We start from the raw sequence: 18305 nt of genomic DNA on the forward strand, positions 1-18305 counted from the left end.
CCAAAGGCAGTAAACTACAGGACCGACGCGCCCGGGCTGATCAGCTCGGGCGCAAGCGTCAGTTCCTGCCTCAGCGCCGTCAGCTGGCGCGCCTGCCGACGCACGACGCCTTCGCCCACCGTGTCGTCGCGGTATTTGTCGCGTTTGATACATTCGGTCAGCGGGGTATCCACGAGCTGGTAGGTCAGTTCGACGGGTTCGGTATGCCGGGTCAGCAATTGCCGGAACGCATCGATGTAGCGCCGGTGCAGGTTGGTGTTGTCGATCAGGATGTTCCAGCCCTGCGCCAGCCCGTTCAGGATGGCCGTTTCCTGTAGAATCGTGACCAGCTGCTCAATACGGCTTTGCTCGTTGCGCGACCAGGTTTTATTGTACTCCTCCAGCGAAATGGTCAGCAGACTCCGGCGCAGATCGTCGCGGTTGATCCGCAGGTAGTCGGGATGGGTTCGGCAAAACTGCCGGGCCAGCGTTGATTTACCACTTCCGCTGATTCCAATCAGCATCAATACCTTCTTCATAGAGTTGTAGTGGGCCACCGGTTGGTGCCGGGGCGCTTTCAGCCTGCAAATACGATCATTCCGCTGACCTGTTGCACTATTAAGAATAATTCTAAACAAATACTTGCATGCACCGGCGCGGTAGCTACCTTTGCATTAATTTATAATTAGTCTAAATAATGACAACATTCACTACCTATACATCGCTCTTCTTTGTGTTACTACTCCTGTGCTGCCGCCCGCTCCAGGCGCAGCCCGGGGGAAACCTCAGTGGTACCGTTCGCACCCGGGATGGACAGCCAGCCGCTATGGTCAGCGTTAGCCTTACCAACAGTCGCCGGGGGGGCGTTACCGATACCGACGGTACGTTTCTGATCCGGGGCATCCAGCCCGGCACACACACGGTCCGGATTTCGTACATGGGTCTGGCTCCGCAGCAGCAGACGGTGGTGATCAGCGCCGGCCAGACCACTACCCTGCCGCTGGTGCTCACCGACGATGCCGCCCAGCTCGACGCGGTCGACGTAACGGCAACCAACAAAGTCGTGTCGTTGGGTAAAGCCAGTATCGCCCCGCTCGACCTGCCGCAGACCACGGGCACCGTTAGTCGGGTTGTCATTGAAAACCAGCAGATTTCGCGGCTGGGCGATGCGCTCCGCAACGTGAGTGGCGTGGCGCTGACGCAGCAGCGGGGGGGCGTGGCCGAAACGTTTACCGCCCGCGGCTACAGCATCGGCGTAGCCGGCGCGTCGGGCAGTATCTTTAAAAACGGCGTTATCACCAACACGGCCGGTTTTCCCGAAGCCAGCACGCTCGAATCGGTGGAGGTGCTGAAAGGCAGCTCGGCCCTGCTCTACGGCAACGTATCGGGTGGCCTGATCGTGAACATGGTAACCAAGAAACCGAAGTTCAATTTCGGTGGCAACGTATCGCTGCGGGCCGGCAGCTTCAACCTCTACAAACCCATCATCGACCTGTACGGTCCGCTGGCCAAAAACCTGGCGTTTCGGGTGGTGGGCACCTACGAAAACGCACGGAGCTACCGCGATGTGGTGAAAACCGAACGCATCTACGTGAACCCGTCGCTGCTATACAAACTGGGCGACAACACCTCGCTGCTGCTGCAGGGCGACTACCTGAAGTCGAACCTGACGCCCGACAACGGCATCGGCTCGCTCAACGCCAACCGCGATGCCGAAATTCCGACAACGGTACCCCGCTCACGCTTCATCAACACCAGCTGGACCTACAATAACCTCGACCAGACGGGTGGCTCGCTGACGTTCGACCACGCGTTCAGCAACCGCTGGAAACTGATCGCCATCGGCTCTGCCCAGCGCACCGACGTAACGGCGTTCGGGGCTGCCGTTCCCAACAACAACGTGCAGGCCAACGGCGACTGGATTCGGGCGCTGAGCCGTACCCTTACCCGCGAAACAAACGCCACAGGGCAGGTAAACCTCAACGGCCGGTTCAGCACAGGCAGGCTGACCCATCAGCTGCTGGTGGGTACCGACTATACAGCCATTGTTAGCCAGAGCAACTCCTTCTCCATTACGAGCAACGGTAAAACCGTATCGACCTACGACACCATCAACATTCTGAATCCGGTAAAATACACCCAGCGTACCGATATTCCCGACAGCCGGGTGCTGGTGCGTACGACCTCGCCTTCCTACCGGTATGGCCTATACGTACAAGACCTGATAGCGCTTTCGGACCGTGTGAACGTACTGGCGGGGCTGCGGTGGTCGTCGCAGAACACGGTGCAGACCACGCTGCTCAACCAGGTAACAGGCGTTGAAACGCGCGGCACGGCCGTCGACAAAATCGATCAGGCGTTCTCGCCGAAGGTGGCGATCATTTACCAGCCCACGCGCAACACCTCGCTCTTCGGCAGCTACGCCAACAACTTCACCATCAACACCGGGCTCGACATCTACGGGCAGGTGCTGAAACCATCGATTGTGGATCAGTATGAGGTGGGATTTAAAAACGAACTGCTGGACGGACGCCTGACGGCCAACCTGAGCCTATACCGGATTCAGAACAGTAACTTTGCTCAGACGGCGCTGACGCTGGCCGACGGCACGCCCAACACCAATACCAACATCAAGGAGTTTACGGGGCAGACCACAAGCGATGGTTTTGATATCGACCTCAACGTCAACCTGTCGAAAAACGCCTACGCCATCCTGGGCTACGGCTACAACTACATGCGTTACACGCAGGCATCGACGGCTGTGGGCGCCCCGGTGCAGGGCGAACGGCTGACCAACAACCCCGCCCACACGGCCAACGCTACGGTATTCTACACGGTTACGACGCCGGGCCTGCGCGGCCTGAAACTGGGAGCCTCGGCCTTCTATACCGGCGCCCGCTACGGCGGCAACAACAACACCGTGGGGCAGACACCCGCCTACAGTCGGCTGATTCCGCTCACCGGCTTCACCACCATCGACCTGACAGCCGGCTACGACCTGGGTCCGGTCTCACTGCTGGTCAAGGTCTCGAACATCACCAACGCGCTGAATTACCTGATCCACGACCGCTACAGCATCATGCCCATTCCGCCCCGCCAGCTGACGGCGACACTCGGTTATAAATTTTAAGTTTGTCGTGTGAGGTGTGTCGTGTGAGGTTTGTGGTTTGTGGTTTGTCGTCTGTAGTTCGCCAGTGAGCACAAACGACCAACCACAAACACCCAAACGACGAACGACCAACCACAAACACCCAAACGACGAACAACCAAACGACCAACCACAAACACCCAAACGACAAACTACTAACGACAAACCACCAACCACTAACGTCAAACCACCAACCCACATACCATGCTTCGCACCCGAATACACCTGATCATGGCGCTGCTGCTGACCAGTTTTTACAGCCTTGCCGGCGGCACGCAGCCTTTTGCCGACACCACCCGCGCCTTTGCCGTGCCCACCCTGACCCGCACGCCCGGCGGTACGGTAGCCCTCTCGTGGACCGAGAAAGACCCCGCGGGCGTCGTGTCGTTCTACTGGGCCGAGTCGACCGACAAGGGACAGACGTTTGGCGCTAAAAAACTTATTTTCTCGGCACCCGGTCTGGGCAATTCGCGGCTGATGCGGCCGAAGCTGCTCTTCAAGAAAGACGGTACACCCGTGGCCGTGTTTGCCCTGCGCGGACCCGAGTCGGCAGCCGCTGTAGCAGCCGCCCCCAGCCATGACCACGGTGCGCCCCAGGCTAGTGCGCCCCAGGCTGGTGCTGGTCACGACCACGGTGCCGCCCCGGCTGCCAAAGCCGGCGACGGTGCTGCCCGTGGCAATGCGCCCCGTGGCGGTGGTCGACCCAGCGATTTGCAGATCGTGTACACCTACTCGACCGACAAGGGCAACACCTGGACGACTCCCCAACCCGTTCACGCCGACAAAACGCCCAACATTGTGCGCGGTTTCTTCGACGCCACCGTACTGGCCAACGGCGAAATCGGCGTGGCCTATCTCAACGACATTCAGGGACAGGCCCACTCCCGCGATCTGCGGTTCGTATCGTCGACCGGCACCCGGTTCAGCCCCGAGCGCATTCTCGATCCGTTCGTGTGCGACTGCTGCAACATCAGTCTGCTCGTCGACAAGAGCGGGGCGCTGCAGCTCTACTACCGCGAGAATCAGGATAACATCCGCGACATCGCCCGGATGACCTCGACCGACAACGGGGCCACCTTCACCAAACCCGCCATTCTGTTTGCCGACAACTGGCAGATCAACGGCTGCCCGCACTCGGGGCCCACCTCGAGCATGGGTAGCGGCACCAACCTGATTGCCTGGTACTCGGGCACCACTAGCGATCCCGGCATCCGGGTAGTCAATCAGCAGGGCAAACGATTGTTTGTGCTCGACGAACCCACCGCCCGCAACGCCTGGCTAACCCCCGCCCCCAACGCGTCGGTGCTGCTCTGGGAGCAGAATCAGTCGTCCGAAGCGGGTGTTCAGTCGGTTATCGCCTACAAAACCATCACGGGCAACACCAACCCGGCTACGCAGCTGGTGGCCGACGCCCGCAACGTAACCAACGCCAGCGGACTGGTAATCGACAACCAGCTGGTGGTTGCCTACGAAATCAAAGGTCCCAACAATAAAAACGCGCTGGGCCTGTCGCAGGTGCGCCTGTAACGACAAGTAACAAAAGCCAAACCACGAAACCGGAAAGGCCCGCCCCAGTTGGAGCAGGCCTTTTTTTTTGTGCTTACTTACCCTGCAGCCGAAGCCACTCCTGATAGGCTCGCTGCTGATAGTCGTCGACGGTTTCGACCTCGTCGGGCGTAATGGCCTCGCCAAAGCCGTGCTCACTGGCTTCGGCCAGGCGGACTCTTGCCTGGTAGTCGCGCGTAGCCTGCTGTATCGACCTGTAGAACGATTCTTTATCGGCCTGGTCGGGCAGCGCCTGAATACGCGCCTGAAAATCCCCGTAGTCGACCAGCGTGGCCAGCAGGGCGTAGAACCGGGGCAGCTCGTCGGGCGTGATCGCCAGCCGGGGAAAGTGATCGGCCCTGGCCAGCGTACCGGTCAGGCCGGCGTTGAGCAGGTTTTGCAGGTCGGCTTTCCGACGCGCCATAATCTCGAACTGGCCGTTGCGGTCCGACCAGCTTATGGCAAAGAAACCAAGTGTAGAGGCTATCCACATACAACAAGCGGGTTCAGGGGTGAAACAGATTGGCCGGGGGAACCGGCATTTCCGTCAGGAAACGGGGCAGGGTGATGCGGCTGGCAGGCAGGCCGATGCGGTACAACTCGCCCGCCGTGCCGCTGATCAGGTACGGCTCCGCAATCGACTCGCCCAGCGCGTCGCGCATGGCTTTGTTGGCCCGGTTGATACTCTGATCCCGCGTGCTTCCCGCCAGCGGAGCAACCACCCTGTCGATCCGGTCGTTGAGCGTATGCCAGTTCGTGGCGCTAGACACCTGCCGGTACAGATACATCAGTTCGGCCCGGTGGTCGCCCAGCTCTTTCATCCGGACGCCCTCAGGATGGCGCAGGAAGAAAAGGTACATCAGTTTGGAGAGGTGCGGCATGGCTACATCGAGCTTGCCGAACTGGGTGAAGGTGATGTTCAGATCGTCAGTCACCACCAGATCACTGACCGAGGCCTTGCGCCGGAATCCCTGCTGCAGCAGCATCTGCTCGCGCAGGCTGCTGAAGGCTTCCAGCCCGTCAAAAATCAGGCGGGGGTTCACCGCAACCGCTTCGAAGCGGGCGCAGCACCTGTCGCAGATATCGGCCGTTCGCAGTTTCAGAGCCACTTCGATTTTCTGTTCGCAGAAATCGTTCATGCAGCCAATCGGACGTTCGTGAAAATACGTGTGCTCACCGATGGCGGGCAGCTGCATGGCATCGCGCAGCACCGTAGCCCAGACCTGGTAGGCGACCGGGTACTTGTGGTGGCTGGTAATATAGTGTTCCCAGTCGCCGGTATGGATAAACGAGTTGTGGTGCTCGTCGGTGCCGCTAAACCAGTTGAGGGCGTTTGGCCGGGGCGTCAGCAGCATCACCGGATCGTCGGCCGGCACATCGGCCCACCGGCGATACCAGTGGCAGACGTCGAACATCTCCCGCCACGACAGGGGCGCGTTGCGATCGAGGGCGTACAGCCGTTGCTCGAGGGGCTGGTAGGCATACTTCAGCGACTTGTAGTGCCGGCTCAGAAAGGGAAACTCCTCCGAATCGACCACCTGCTCCACCGCCCGAAAGGTCAGCGTGGATGGGTTGGTCGACTGCAGCAGCGACAGCACCGCAAAGAAATCGTTGGCTTCGTAGTCCGGTGTCCGGAGCAGGTGAATGGTCATGATGTGGAAATAGAAGCAGAAAGTACGGCAAAAAAAACAGTCGACTCAACTACCGGCGGCTTAGTCGAAGAAATTGGTCGTGGCGTCGCGGCCCGACATACCCTGACTCCGTTTCTTATAAAAGGCGGCCCGGCTGCTGCTGTCTTTCCGGAACATGTCGCGCAACCCTGCCCGATCGGATGTGAATGTCAGGTGAGCCTGGATAGCAAGGCTGCCGGCCACCTCATCGACGGCATGGTTGGCCCCCATGTAGGTAAACACCCAGTCGTGCTGGCGGGTGAGCCGCTCGATCAGCCGCTTGATTTCGGGGCCGCTGTAGTCGGTCGACGCGTTTTCCATCCCATCGGTGATAACAGTGATGAGGGCGGTATGGGCGCCCTGCCCGTCGAGCTGCCGTTCGAGCCGCAGCAGGCTATGACCCAGCGCATCGTAGAGGGGCGTACTGCCGTGCGGGCGGTACTGGGCCGGGTCGAGAGGCCGGACGTGGGCAACCGGCTGACTGGCAATGAGGGTGTTGATGGTCCGACTGCCAAAGGTAACGAGCGAGACAAACTGCGCTTGGGTCGGCTCCGTTTCCTGCGCGGTGCGGATGGTGTGCAGCACTTCGTCGAAGCCGGCAAGTACAGCGTCGGTCAGGGCATGCATCGATCCGCTCTGGTCGAGCACGATCAAATTGTGTACGGGGTGTGGCGTAGTGGTCATATGCGTTGTGTTGTTTAAATGAACAGCACAAAGGTACGACCGCTACGGGCCAGCCATTCACGCCTGCAAGCTTGCAGCGACCCCGCCAAACGCCCACCGGCGACCCTGGTGAGGATCGCCGGTGGGTCGGGTTGGTCAGGAAAGTACGTTTTTCAGTCCCTCGTCCAGCACAAACGGCTGGCTGCGCAGGCGCTTGCCGGTGGCCTTGAACAGGGCGTTGCCCAGCGCCCCACCCGCGGGCGGCAGGGCCGGTTCGCCCAGGCCCGTCGGGTCGATCTCGTTTTTCACAAAATGGACCTCCACGGCCGGAATTTCGTTCATCCGGATCAGGCGGTAGGCGTCGTAGTTGTGCTGATCGGGCTTACCGTCGGTAAAGGTCAGGTTGCCGTATAGGGCGTGGCCGATGCCATCCACGATGCAGCCCGTAATCTGCTGCCGGGCCCCGCTCTGGTTAATCACGATGCCACAGTCGGCTGCGGCATACACTTTCTGCAGCACGGGTTTGTCTTTCTGCATCACCACCTCGCCCACCTGCGCCACGTAGGACCGGTGCGAGAAATAAACGCTGAAGCCCTGCGCCACGGGTTTCCCCCCCACCATTTTTTTGGTCCCCCAGCCCGATTTCTCGACGGCCAGCTGAATCACACCTTTCATCCGGTCGACGTCGTACTTCACGGCACCCGCCGGTTTCTGCTTGGCCTTATCCAGCAGCTCGAGCCGGAACTGCGCGGGGTCTTTGCCGGCCGCCTGCGCCACTTCGTCCAGAAACGACTGCTCGGCAAAAGCCAGGAAGTTGGTGATGGGCGCGCGCCACGGCCCGGTCGTCACCGACGATTTGTGGTCGACGCTGTCGATCAGCAGGTTGTCGACCGCACCGGCCGGGAAATTGTCCTCGCGGGTGGCGTTGCCGGCGTTCAGACTGGCGCCCCGCAGCTTGTAGCCAATCAGGGTGCCCCCGGCGTCGAGGGCCGCTTCGAACCGGTAGCGCACGGCGGGCCGGTAGCTGCCACCGGTCATATCGTCTTCGCGTGACCAGATAACTTTCACGGGCGCTTTCATCAGCCGCGACACCTGTACGGCTTCAATGGCGTAATCGGCTTTAAGTCGCCGGCCAAAGCCGCCCCCCATCCGGGTCAGTTGTAGCGTCACGGTGTCGGGCGAGATGCCCAGCAGCTTGGCGGTTTCGTTGCGGGCCAGTTCGGGCGTTTGGGTGGGCCCGATCAGCTCCACGCCGTCGGGCCGGACATGGGCGAAGAAATTCATCGGCTCCATGGGGTTGTGCGGCAGAAACGGGCACTGGTATTCGGCCGTAACGACTTTGGCGGCTCCTTTGAACGCAGCCTCTACGTCGCCGTCTTTCCGGCGCACGGTGGCCTTATCGCCATCGAGCAACTGGCGAAACAGGCGGTTATGGTCGGCCGTACTCTCCACGGCGTCGGTTTTAAGCCAGTCGATCTTCAGCGCGTCTTTGGCTTTCTTCACCTGCCAAGTCGATTTACCCACCACAGCCACGTTGTTGTCGAACGTCACCACGTCGATAATGCCGGGCATGGCTTTGGCGGCCGCGCTGTCGACACCCTTGAGCGTGTAGCCGAAAGCGGGCCGCTGAATCATGGCAAACAGCATGCCCTCGCGGTACACGTCGAGCCCAAACAGGGGCTTACCGGTCAGGATACCCGGATTATCGACGTTTTTGATGGTCTGCCCGATCAGTTTGAATTCGGCGGGTTTCTTCAGCGGCACATCAGCCGGTACGGGCACCAGCGCGGCTTCGGCCGCCAGGTCGCCGTAGCTTAGTTTACGATTCGTGGAGGGGTGCAGCACAAAGCCCGCAGCGGTCGAGCAATCGGCGACGGGCACGTTCCAGCGCGTGGCGGCTGCCGTCAGCAGCATCTGTCGGGCGGTGGCACCGGCTTTCCGCAACCGGGTCCAGGAGTGCGGAATGGAACCGCTGCCCCCGGCCACCTGCCGTTCGAATTTCTTGGTATCGAGCGGAGCCTGCTCCACCACCACCCGCGTCCAGTCGGCATCCAGCTCTTCGGCTACGATGATCGGGAAAGCCGTTTTGATGCCCTGCCCCACCTCGGGGTTGGGCGACAGAATGGTGATGATGCCCTGCGGGTTGATCGACAGGTAGCTGTTGAAACCCGCGCCGGGCGTCGCCACGCCGGGCATGGTAACGCCGGGCGTCGCTACGCCGATGGCCATACCGGCGGCTTCGGTATCGGCCCACTGGAAGCCCAGCAGCAGGCCCCCGCCGGCCGCAGCGGCCAGTTTCAGAAAACCCCGGCGGCTCGAATTGGTCAGATCGGTCATGATTTGCGGGTGGTTTTAGCCGGTGCCGGGGTGCTGGCAGCCAGTTGAATGGCTTCGCGGATGCGGTGATAGGTGCCACAGCGGCAGAGGTTGCCGGTCATGGTAGCGTCGATTTCTTCGGCTGTCGGCTTCGGATTGCGTTTGAGCAGGGCGGCCGCCGTCATGATCTGGCCAGCCTGGCAGTAGCCACACTGCGGCACATCGACCGCGTCCCACGCTTTCTGCACGGGGTGTGTGCCGGTGGCCGACAGCCCTTCGATGGTCGTGACGCGGGCTTTCCCAATGGCCGATACGGGCAGCGCACAGGAGCGGGTGGCTTCGCCGTCGAGGTGTACCGTGCAGGCGCCACACTGGGCGATGCCACAGCCGTATTTGGTGCCGACCAGCCCGAGGTGATCGCGCAGTACCCACAGCAGCGGGGTATCAGGGTCGACATCAGCCCGGTAGCTGCGGCCGTTGATTTGCAGCGTGAATACTGCCATAGGTAAAGAGGTTCAGGTGAAGCTACTAATTTACGAAAAACCCCAATGCGCGGTATGCCAGCGGCTTAGCCAATTGGCTTTCAATCTGGCGGCCGATGGCCCGCAGCCGGGAGCCAACGTTCAGCCGGATCGAGTGGTAGGTCGTGTGAGCCAGCGCACAGTCGAAAAATTAAAAGCCCATTCGACTCGATGAATTCAAATGACCGGTAGATTTGGCTATTCTATGAGCTTTTTCTATTATTGGGAACGCTCTACACTTTCCACAAATTAATGCGAACAGTTAACAAGGCTTTGAATACATGGTTTTTAGAAACTTTATAGATGGTATTGTAAAGCAAGAATTGATAATAAGTTCGGATTTATTTACTCAACAGGTAAAATAACATTCCGATCCCCTCCAATTGTTGCAAAGAATTTAGGAATGACTATACGCTTTTAAAATAGCAGAATAAAGAAGAAATTATGAGCAAAGTCGATAGAGTAGCAATTAAACCAAAGTTCGAACAAAAAGTAGTAAGAACAATGCTTAAAGAAAGTAGGGCAGGTAACTTCGGTTTGGCGTCATGGCGAATGACAAAACGCACCATCAAATGCAGATTATCCATTGCAATCAGTACCTGGCTTTACAATACGCCACTAAGTTGTTGAAATAATTCAACGAATTAGTCCATTGCTCGGCCTCAGCTATCGGCGGATGAAACACAGAACATCGCTATAACGCCAATTTTTTTCCATCATCAATAATTCTATGGATAATATACTAAAAGAACCGATAGAAAACTATCTGTCACAAAAGAAACAACCTTTCGCAGCTAATCAATTCGCTGACAAACTTCGCAATAAGTTTCCGGATTTAATTTTTGAAATTATTCCAGATAAAACCCGTTATAAAGTTGTTGGTTCACCAGGTAAAGGTAATTGGACAGACAACCCCTGGATTGCCATTTTAGACACTCTCATAACTGAATCCCCTCAATCAGGATTTTACCCAGTCTTTCTTTTTAAAGCAGATATGAAAGGGGTTTATTTATCATTAAACCAAGGAGTAACAGAAGTAAAAGACAATTACAAAAGAGAAGCAAAAAATGTTTTGAGAGTGAGAGCTGATGACTTCAGAGCAAAAATTGACATTTCAAACAATGACTTACTAGAAATCAACCTTAGCTCCAATAGTACGAACGCCAAACTTTACGAAGCAGGCAATATAATTGCAAAATATTATTCAGCAGACAGTTTACCTAACCAAGAACAGTTAACAGCAGACATTTTACGTTACTTACATCTTTACGAAGAATTAACTTTTAATGATACACAAATCAATGAAAAAAAACACTTAACCTCAATTGAAAAAAAACAGTATCGTCTTCATTTTAGAATAGAGCGTAATTCTAGTATTTCAAAAAAAGTAAAAGCACATAAGGGCTATACTTGTGAGGCTTGCAATTTTGCCTTTACTAGTAAATATGGAGAATTGGGCAAAGAGTTTATTGAAGCACATCATCTTACACCAATTGCTACTCTTGGCATCGGACAGTTTAAAATTAATATAGACACTGATTTTGCAGCATTATGCAGTAACTGTCATAGTATGATTCATAGACTTGACGATCCCAGTGACATAAACAAACTAAAAGAAGTAATCCAGAAAAATCAGAAGTGAATATTACTAACAAAATGTTGGCAATATTGGGGCTTGCCTGAACTCGCCATCAACTTTGGTAATTCTATTTTCATTTCGTCACAGGCTCGAAACAACGCTGTTCAACATTTATAACACTCATAAACAACATCACTATATTTGGCTAACGTTCAGGACGTGATGAAACGCTGTTACCCCAACACCCATAAGCGCCAAAACGTTACCGGTCGACGGAAAAGTACAGGGCAGGCGTTAGGTAGTGTCCGCCCCCCCGCCTACCGGTCCCACGTCAGCCAGTCGTCGCCGGCTTCCTCGACCGGGGGGGCGTCGGCGGGTTTGACAAATCCGTATGATACCAGACTTTTTCCGTTGGGCATCCGGTAGGTCTGGGCGCCGTCGAAGCGCAGATCGGGCGCTGCGTGCTGTCGCAGGGTTTCGTCCGGTACCTCGCGGGCAATGGCCGCCACGGGCCGCAGCGTCGTTACCCCCGTATTGCTGACCCAGCCGGTCTCGTTGCTGCGCTGCAACACCACGTTGAGCAGCCCGCCGGGACGGAGCACCTGCCGGAAGCTGGCAAACGCCCGGTCGAGGTCGACGTATTCCAGAAACAGGTGGCAGATGATCAGATCGACCGAAGCGGGCGGTATGGCAATGGGCTCCTGATTGATATCGGCCTGCAGCAACACCAGGTTGTTCAGGATCGGGTCATAGCGCTCCTGACAAACAGCCAGGTAAGTCGGGTTCAGGTCGACGGCGTAAACGGTCTGGGCATCGACAAAATGGGCGAATCCGTTCCCCGTGCAGGCGCCGTACACCGCTACGGTTTGCGGATTGCGCTGCGCTACTTTTTCGCCCGTAATCTCATTCAGCAACGCCAACTGGCCCACGGTTTCGTGGCTCATGTGGCGCTCATAATCGGCGTAGGGAACAGTACTCCAGGGGTTCATGGGTATGTTATATTCAGTCCGTTTGCTGACTCGATCGTCAACGGAGCAATGGTCTTCAGTCAACCGGATGCTGCCGGAAATACGTCAGCGTGAGGTCGTAAAAATGGCGGGCGTCGTGGAGCAGTAACGTAGCTTCCTCAATACTAATAAACGCATGCATGTCATAATCAGCCGATTGCCTGGACGCAAATGAGTTACCTACGATCCGACTGGCTTCGACGTCAAATAGCGTTGTTTTCACGAATAGTTCGCTGAACTTACTTCGGGCAGCGGAATGCTTTTTCGTGTACACATCTTTAGACGCCAGTAGTGCACTCACGCAGTAGAAAACAGCATAATACGCCCGGTTGGCTGCCGCTAGGACTCGCTCCCCCTCTACTAAAAAAGCAGCGTCTTCCAGCGCTGAGGCTGCCCGGTTCAGACACAGGGTTATTTCTTCCTTCATACGTAGATACCATCTTTTCTGACCTCCTGATAGATGGGGCTGAATGAATCCCGATAGCGACTGTACGGTACGGGCAACGGCGACACCACAAGCCCGTAATCGAGCAGGAAGCGGGTTTCCAACGGACTGATTCGCCGAATCTCAGCGAACGTGTCGACCTGCTCATCAGTCAGGACGACCAGCAGGTCGATATCGGATTCCTCGTTGTAGTCGCCCCGCGCGTAGGAACCGTAGAGCACCACATCGTGCAGCCGATCGCCATACAGCGCCTGTAAGGCGGCTTTGAATTCGCGCACGATAGGTTCGATAGCCGGGTTGATGGTCGCTTGCATACCGGGCAAAGCTAACGGATTCCAGAACCGTTCACAACCGTGGCTCAGGTCAGGCGCTGCGGCTCCGTCGCGACGGCTGCGCCCCGGAAACGGGCCCGGAAGTACAGGTACGACCCGATCACGAGCGCCACGTAGACGACGGCCAGCCCGTAAGCCCCATTGATAAAAAAGTCGAGGTAGCTGATGCTCCCCTGCCCGAAGTTTTTGTACAGCAGCACTCCCACGCTGCCCAGATAGCCGTACCAGTCGGCCAGGGTAACGATGAAACCAACCGTGCTGACGTAGCGAAACGACGCCACCAGCCGCTCGAAATACAGACCGTTGCAGGGTACGTAGCCCATGTAGAGGCCCAGCCCGGTCAGCAGAAACCAGTTGCCGGCCGACAGGCTGCCCGTGGTATAAGCCCAGGTGCTGAGGCCCACCAGCGCCCCACCCGCCAGCATAATGCCGTTGAGCAGCGTAAAGGCCCGGAAGTTATCGGTTACGCGCTGCAACAGGGCCATCATCACCAGCACCCCCAGGGCCACCAGCGTTTCGGTGCGGGCAAACAGGGCGGGGTTGGTCACGCCCGCCCCTTTCATGATTTCGGGACCGAAGTTGTCGCGGAAATCGCGGAAGGCCGTCAGCAGCACATACGAGGCAATGAGCAGCACCAGCCCCGGACCAAAATCACGCACAAAAGCCCGGCGCTCCGACTGCGACATGGGCCGGCGCTCGGTGCGCAGGGCGCGGTCTTCGGCGGTGGGGGGCGGCAGCAGCGTCAGACAATAAATCGACCCGAGCATGGGCCCCACAAACAGCGACCCCGTTACGAACGGCAGCCAGAACTCCGACACGCCCCACTCGGCCCGCAGGGTGAGCGCCACCGTTTTGACAAAGCCCGACGCGAAAATAAATGACGCTGTCAGGCCGGCCACCAGCGCGTCGGTTTGCCGGCGACCCTCCAGAAAGCCCAGCATGATGCCGTAGACCATGCCCAGCGGCAGGCCGTTCAGAAACAGAAACACGATGTTCCAGGGGGCCGGCACCAGCGCAAATCCCAGCAGCGCCAGCAGCGCCACCCCCACAAAGAGCAGAATGCTGCCCGCCCGCCGGGCCGGCGTCATCTCCGAAACAACCTTGATACCCAGCCCTTTTGAGGCCGCATAGCCCAGCACCTGCGCCGTCACAAGCCAGATTTTGTAGCTAATCCCGGCAAACTCTACACCCTCGAACGTTACGGCCGTGATGCCTTTGCGAAAGGCATACATGCAGGCGTAGGTGCAGAAGGCCGCCGTGGCGCCAAACAGGGTAAATGCGGTGGGGTTGCGAAGGAAGGTGGGTGATGACATACGAGAGGCAGCGATTACCGGGCACAACTGGCAAGCTAACTATTCTTTCAACACGGGCGTACACTGTCTGGCGCATACACCCCGCGCCCCTGCTGCTGGCACAGGTACAGGTAATGGTCGAGGCCGGGGGTGGGCCAGTCGATTTCTTTGGCGCGTTCGTCCCAGCCCCGCACCTGCAGAATTTCCCGGAAATACGGGTGCTGTTCGAACTGCGCGGCTTCGTCGGCTTCCATGGCGCCCCCCTGAAAGGCGAGCGTTTTGGTGCTGGCTTCCGACAGGCGGGCGCGGTAGTCCGGATGCTTGTAAACCAGGTAGCGCTTGGCGTCGACGTGGTGTTCGATCAGCTGGGCAATCTTTTCCGAGAAACCGCGCTGCCGCAAAAAATCGGCCCCCAGCCGCTCATGATCGACGGTGCCGTACCCATCCATATAGCCTTCAGCTGACTCCACGGGCAGCAGGTGTCCGATGTCGTGCAGAAAAGCCGCCACCACGGTTTCTTCGTCGGCCCCGGCCTGTTCGGCCAGCTGGGCGCACTGCAGTGCATGCTCGACCTGCGTAACGGGTTCGCCGTAGTAGGCGTCCTGGCCACCGGCGGCAAAAAGCTGGGCGATCGTTTTCATGGAGGGGTTGGGTAGTTTGGGGTATGGGGTTTGTCGTTCGGGGTTTGTGGTATTCAGTTTACGGTTTACGGTTTTTAGTATTCCGGCGCCTAAGCAGGAAGGATTGGTTTTCGGTATTCGGTTTACAGTTTTCCGGGGAAGGCTCGGGGAAAGTTCAGTCTTCAGTATTCAGTTTACCGTTTTCCAACGCCTGACCGGTTGAGGACCGTTCACAGTATTCAGTCTACAGTTTTCTGGTGCCTGAGCGGGAGAGGTTCGGTATTCAGTTTTCTGGTGCCTGACCGGCTGGGCCGATATGGTGACGGTGCGCTACCTACTGAAAACTGTAAACTGAAAACCACAAACTGAAAACTGAAAACCCTCCCTGCCTCACAGCGGCACGTAGGTGCGGTTGATGGTACCGTCGTCGTAGAGGTCGAACAGGGCGTAGCCGGCTTTGGTCTGATGAAAGGTGTCGCTCTCCCACCAGTTGCCGCTTACGGCGCCGTTGCAGAAATAGGTTACTCCATTGTAATCGACCCGGTCGAGCAGGTGCATGTGGCCGCTCAGGCAGGCTTTCACGTTGGGGTACTGGTGGAAGAGCGCAATCAGGTCGGTGGCGTCGGTGTGGTTCCAGCTGCCCGGAATCTGCCAGTTGCCGTTTTTCACGTTGCTTTTGTCGTAGAACACCGTGGCCGACACGATCGGGATGTGCGAGAGTACCAGCACCGGCGTGTTGGGGCCAGTAGCCGTCAGGTCGCGCCGGAGCCAGTCGAGCTGCTCAGGGTCGAGGTGGGCGGTGTACCAGGTGCCATCGGGCGTCTGCTGCACACTGTCGAGGATAACAAAATGCCAGCCCCCACGATCGAACGAGCGGTAACGACTGGCCAGCTTCATCTGCTCCAGCGCCCACTGCTTCCCATACAGCGGCTCGCGCCGGGCTTTCTCAAAACCCCACACATCGTGGTTGCCAATGCAGTATTCGATCGGCAGCGAACTGTCGGCCCGGACCACCGTATGCCAGGCGTCCCACTGCGCTTTCACCGCGTCGCGGTCGCGGCCCAGGGCGTCCATAATGGTGTCGCCCCCGTGCAGCACAAAACTGGGCTTGTCGGCCTGGTTCTGGAGGTGGTGCAGACAGCGGGCCACGCCCTCCATGGGCTTTTTATCGGCAAAAATGTGGGTATCGCCCAGGTAGCCGACGCGCAGGCTACGGGTGGGCGCTGCGGTGGCGGCTGGCAACAGGCCGGGGCCGGCCAGTGGCAACAGCCCGGCCGTTTTGAGTAGGGATCGACGGTTCATCAGTACGGGTCAGGTTTGTTTGGTTGTTGACAGGTTTTGGTACGGGTATCGATTGGGGCCGGTATCGGTCGCGGTGCCGGGCGGGGAGATAAGGGGTCGGGAGCGGGTTCTTACTGCCGGGCGACCGGCGGAATCGGTCAGGGTGCGACCGGTGCCCCAAAAGCCGCCCCGCCCGAATACAGGTCGTGGTGTACCCGCTTCCCGCGCGCACACCACGAACCTTAACTTCTGACCGTCAGCGGCTTATTTCAGTAGCCACATCATTTCATTGATATCGTCTTTACCCGCATACTGGCTGGTAAGGGCGGCCGTGTAGTTGGTGGTATTGAACGAGCGCTCGGAGGTCGGATACTGCCACCGCTTCGGAATCCGCTGGCTGTTGCCCGTGCCGGGGCCGACCAAAAACGTGGGTACGCCCGTCCGGCGCTGGTTGTAGAAGGCTTCGAGCCCCGACTGCTGGAAAAACGCCAGGTATTTCTGCGTCAGAATCTGGTTCAGGCCCGTAGCGGTGTTGCCGGCGTAGGCCACGGCAGGCTGGGCGTAGTAGGTGCCGAAGCTAACCGGCACCTGGTAGGCACTAAAATTCTTGTAGCCCCCATCGGCCGAGAAATACACCGTATTGGCCCCATCCTGCAGCCCGTAGAACGCCCACGACGCCTGAATACCGTTTTTGTAGTAGGTCTCGGCGTTGCCCGGTGCCCAGCCCCGGTTGATGCCTTCGGCCAGGCTGAACTGCACTTCGGGGTAGCCCAGCAGGATAAACGGCTCGGCCGTATAGGTGCTGTAGTAGCGTTTGCGGTTCTGGAACGAATACTCGCCCTTGTTGGCTTTCGACGACATATCGGCCAGGTCTTCGCCCGACGAAGCGCCCACGAAAGCCGCAAAGTCAGTTGGCTTCAGCCCGGCCGCCAGTTTGGCCGGTGCCGGTTCGGCCACCATAAACGTGCGGGGGTCGCTCAGGCTCGTCAGCGTACCGAGATACGTAGCCGCCATGTTTTCCCGCGTGGCATTCTGGCCGAAGTTGTCGGGGTTGCGGTTGTATTTGTTGAACTGGCTGTTGTAGACGTACTGCAGGTTATCGGTCGACGCCGTCATGATCGGGTACTTCGTCGGGTTGGCCAGTATATCGGCGAAGCGCTGCTTCACCTTCAGATCGGCATCGTTTTCTTTTTTCGACAAACTCACCAGCACCCGCAGCTTGTAGGCGTTTACTACTTTCTGCCACTGCGAGAGGCTGTTGCCGAGGTAGATATCGCCCTGCAGGTTGTTGTCGCCTTTGGCGATGAGCGTGGCCATGTCGTCGTTGGCCGAATCGAGCCAGTTGAGCACCTGTACGTACACCGCTTTCTGGCTGTCGTAGGTCGGCGTCAGGTTGTCGTTGCCGGCCAGCGCACTGCTCAGCGGCAGATCGCCCACGCGCTGCGTCATGTTCACGTAGAAATAAGCCCGGAAAAACTTGCCCAGCGCCGAGTACGGATTTATATCGGCCAGCCCCGCCTTTTTGGCTTCTTTCTCCATCTGCAGCACGTTGTTGAGCGTGGTGTAGTTGAGGCCGGTGGTGGTCCAGGCGTAATCGTTGGTGGCGTAGTAGTTGTAGTTGCTGGCGTAGAACTGGTTCCAGCGCTGGTAATCGTTCCAGGCCCCGCCACCGGTGGCACTGTACATATCGTTGAGCACGCCGTTGAAGACCAGCGACGCGGGGGCACTGGTGGGCCGGTTGGGGTCTTTTTCGAGTTCGTCGAACGACTGCTCGCAGCCGGTGGTCAGCAGGGCCGAGCCCAGCACCAGCAGCGATACTATATATGACTTGAGATTCATGGGATAACGGAGTTGGGGTTTACCGGCGACGGGTCAGGTGCTGCCGGGGCAGGGGCCCGACCCGCGGC

Annotated in this window: 16 protein-coding genes; 3 read left to right on the top strand and 13 right to left on the bottom strand. The window is 58.1% G+C overall.

What is annotated here, in order from left to right:
• Positions 1 to 14: 14 nt before the first annotated feature.
• Positions 15 to 518, bottom strand: coding sequence for an AAA family ATPase (locus tag ACYVAC_RS13060; protein WP_461098132.1), 504 nt, complete (start codon positions 516 to 518; stop codon positions 15 to 17).
• A gap of 158 nt (positions 519 to 676) precedes the next feature.
• Between ACYVAC_RS13060 and ACYVAC_RS13065 the strand changes: the two genes are divergently transcribed.
• Together ACYVAC_RS13065 and ACYVAC_RS13070 are read left to right on the top strand one after the other, a co-directional pair.
• A complete protein-coding gene (locus ACYVAC_RS13065) occupies positions 677 to 3109 on the top strand; it encodes a TonB-dependent siderophore receptor (RefSeq protein WP_461098133.1) in 2433 nt (810 codons plus the stop codon).
• A 222-nt stretch (positions 3110 to 3331) separates the two neighbouring features.
• Positions 3332 to 4654: a sialidase family protein gene (locus ACYVAC_RS13070; protein WP_461098134.1), complete on the top strand. Its 1323-nt coding sequence runs from the start codon at positions 3332 to 3334 to the stop codon at positions 4652 to 4654.
• Positions 4655 to 4727: 73 nt separating this feature from the next.
• Here ACYVAC_RS13070 and ACYVAC_RS13075 read toward each other — a convergent pair whose 3' ends face one another.
• The 5 genes from ACYVAC_RS13075 to ACYVAC_RS13095 all read right to left on the bottom strand — a co-directional run bounded on the left by ACYVAC_RS13075 (position 4728) and on the right by ACYVAC_RS13095 (position 9824).
• A complete protein-coding gene (locus tag ACYVAC_RS13075; RefSeq protein WP_461098135.1) occupies positions 4728 to 5165 on the bottom strand; it encodes a hypothetical protein in 438 nt (145 codons plus the stop codon).
• A 13-nt stretch (positions 5166 to 5178) separates the two neighbouring features.
• Positions 5179 to 6324 carry a hypothetical protein gene (locus tag ACYVAC_RS13080; RefSeq protein WP_461098136.1) on the bottom strand — a complete coding sequence of 382 codons (1146 nt, stop codon included), beginning with the start codon at positions 6322 to 6324 and terminating at the stop codon, positions 5179 to 5181.
• Positions 6325 to 6384: 60 nt separating this feature from the next.
• A complete protein-coding gene (locus tag ACYVAC_RS13085) occupies positions 6385 to 7026 on the bottom strand; it encodes a vWA domain-containing protein (RefSeq protein ID WP_461098137.1) in 642 nt (213 codons plus the stop codon).
• Between the two features lie 135 nt (positions 7027 to 7161).
• Complete coding sequence (locus ACYVAC_RS13090; protein ID WP_461098138.1) at positions 7162 to 9342, bottom strand: xanthine dehydrogenase family protein molybdopterin-binding subunit; 2181 nt, start codon at positions 9340 to 9342, stop codon at positions 7162 to 7164.
• Positions 9339 to 9824 (bottom strand): (2Fe-2S)-binding protein, encoded by a 486-nt coding sequence (locus tag ACYVAC_RS13095; protein ID WP_461098139.1) that lies wholly within the window; start codon positions 9822 to 9824, stop codon positions 9339 to 9341. Before ACYVAC_RS13095 ends, ACYVAC_RS13090 begins: the two co-directional genes overlap by 4 nt.
• 748 nt (positions 9825 to 10572) lie before the next feature.
• Here ACYVAC_RS13095 and ACYVAC_RS13100 point away from each other — a divergent pair.
• Positions 10573 to 11484, top strand: coding sequence for an MrcB family domain-containing protein (locus tag ACYVAC_RS13100; RefSeq protein WP_461098140.1), 912 nt, complete (start codon positions 10573 to 10575; stop codon positions 11482 to 11484).
• A 254-nt stretch (positions 11485 to 11738) separates the two neighbouring features.
• Here the strand turns inward: ACYVAC_RS13100 and ACYVAC_RS13105 are convergent, their stop codons facing one another.
• From ACYVAC_RS13105 to ACYVAC_RS13135, 7 genes are all read right to left on the bottom strand, one after another.
• Positions 11739 to 12410: a class I SAM-dependent methyltransferase gene (locus ACYVAC_RS13105; protein ID WP_461098141.1), complete on the bottom strand. Its 672-nt coding sequence runs from the start codon at positions 12408 to 12410 to the stop codon at positions 11739 to 11741.
• 55 nt (positions 12411 to 12465) lie between these two features.
• Positions 12466 to 12855, bottom strand: a complete 390-nt coding sequence (locus ACYVAC_RS13110) for a HEPN domain-containing protein (protein ID WP_461098142.1) — start codon at positions 12853 to 12855, stop codon at positions 12466 to 12468.
• Positions 12852 to 13187, bottom strand: coding sequence for a nucleotidyltransferase domain-containing protein (locus tag ACYVAC_RS13115; RefSeq protein WP_461098143.1), 336 nt, complete (start codon positions 13185 to 13187; stop codon positions 12852 to 12854). Before ACYVAC_RS13115 ends, ACYVAC_RS13110 begins: the two co-directional genes overlap by 4 nt.
• A gap of 44 nt (positions 13188 to 13231) precedes the next feature.
• Positions 13232 to 14518 carry a DUF5690 family protein gene (locus tag ACYVAC_RS13120; RefSeq protein WP_461098144.1) on the bottom strand — a complete coding sequence of 429 codons (1287 nt, stop codon included), beginning with the start codon at positions 14516 to 14518 and terminating at the stop codon, positions 13232 to 13234.
• Positions 14519 to 14565: 47 nt separating this feature from the next.
• The gene (locus ACYVAC_RS13125) at positions 14566 to 15138 is read right to left on the bottom strand and encodes a phosphonate degradation HD-domain oxygenase (protein WP_461098145.1); all 573 of its coding nucleotides are present in this window, start codon (positions 15136 to 15138) and stop codon (positions 14566 to 14568) included.
• Positions 15139 to 15507: 369 nt separating this feature from the next.
• Positions 15508 to 16419, bottom strand: a complete 912-nt coding sequence (locus tag ACYVAC_RS13130) for a metallophosphoesterase family protein (RefSeq protein WP_461098146.1) — start codon at positions 16417 to 16419, stop codon at positions 15508 to 15510.
• A 243-nt stretch (positions 16420 to 16662) separates the two neighbouring features.
• A complete protein-coding gene (locus tag ACYVAC_RS13135; RefSeq protein ID WP_461098147.1) occupies positions 16663 to 18237 on the bottom strand; it encodes a SusD/RagB family nutrient-binding outer membrane lipoprotein in 1575 nt (524 codons plus the stop codon).
• Between the last annotated feature and the right edge of the window lie 68 nt (positions 18238 to 18305).

The organism is Spirosoma luteolum, assembly GCF_054778875.1.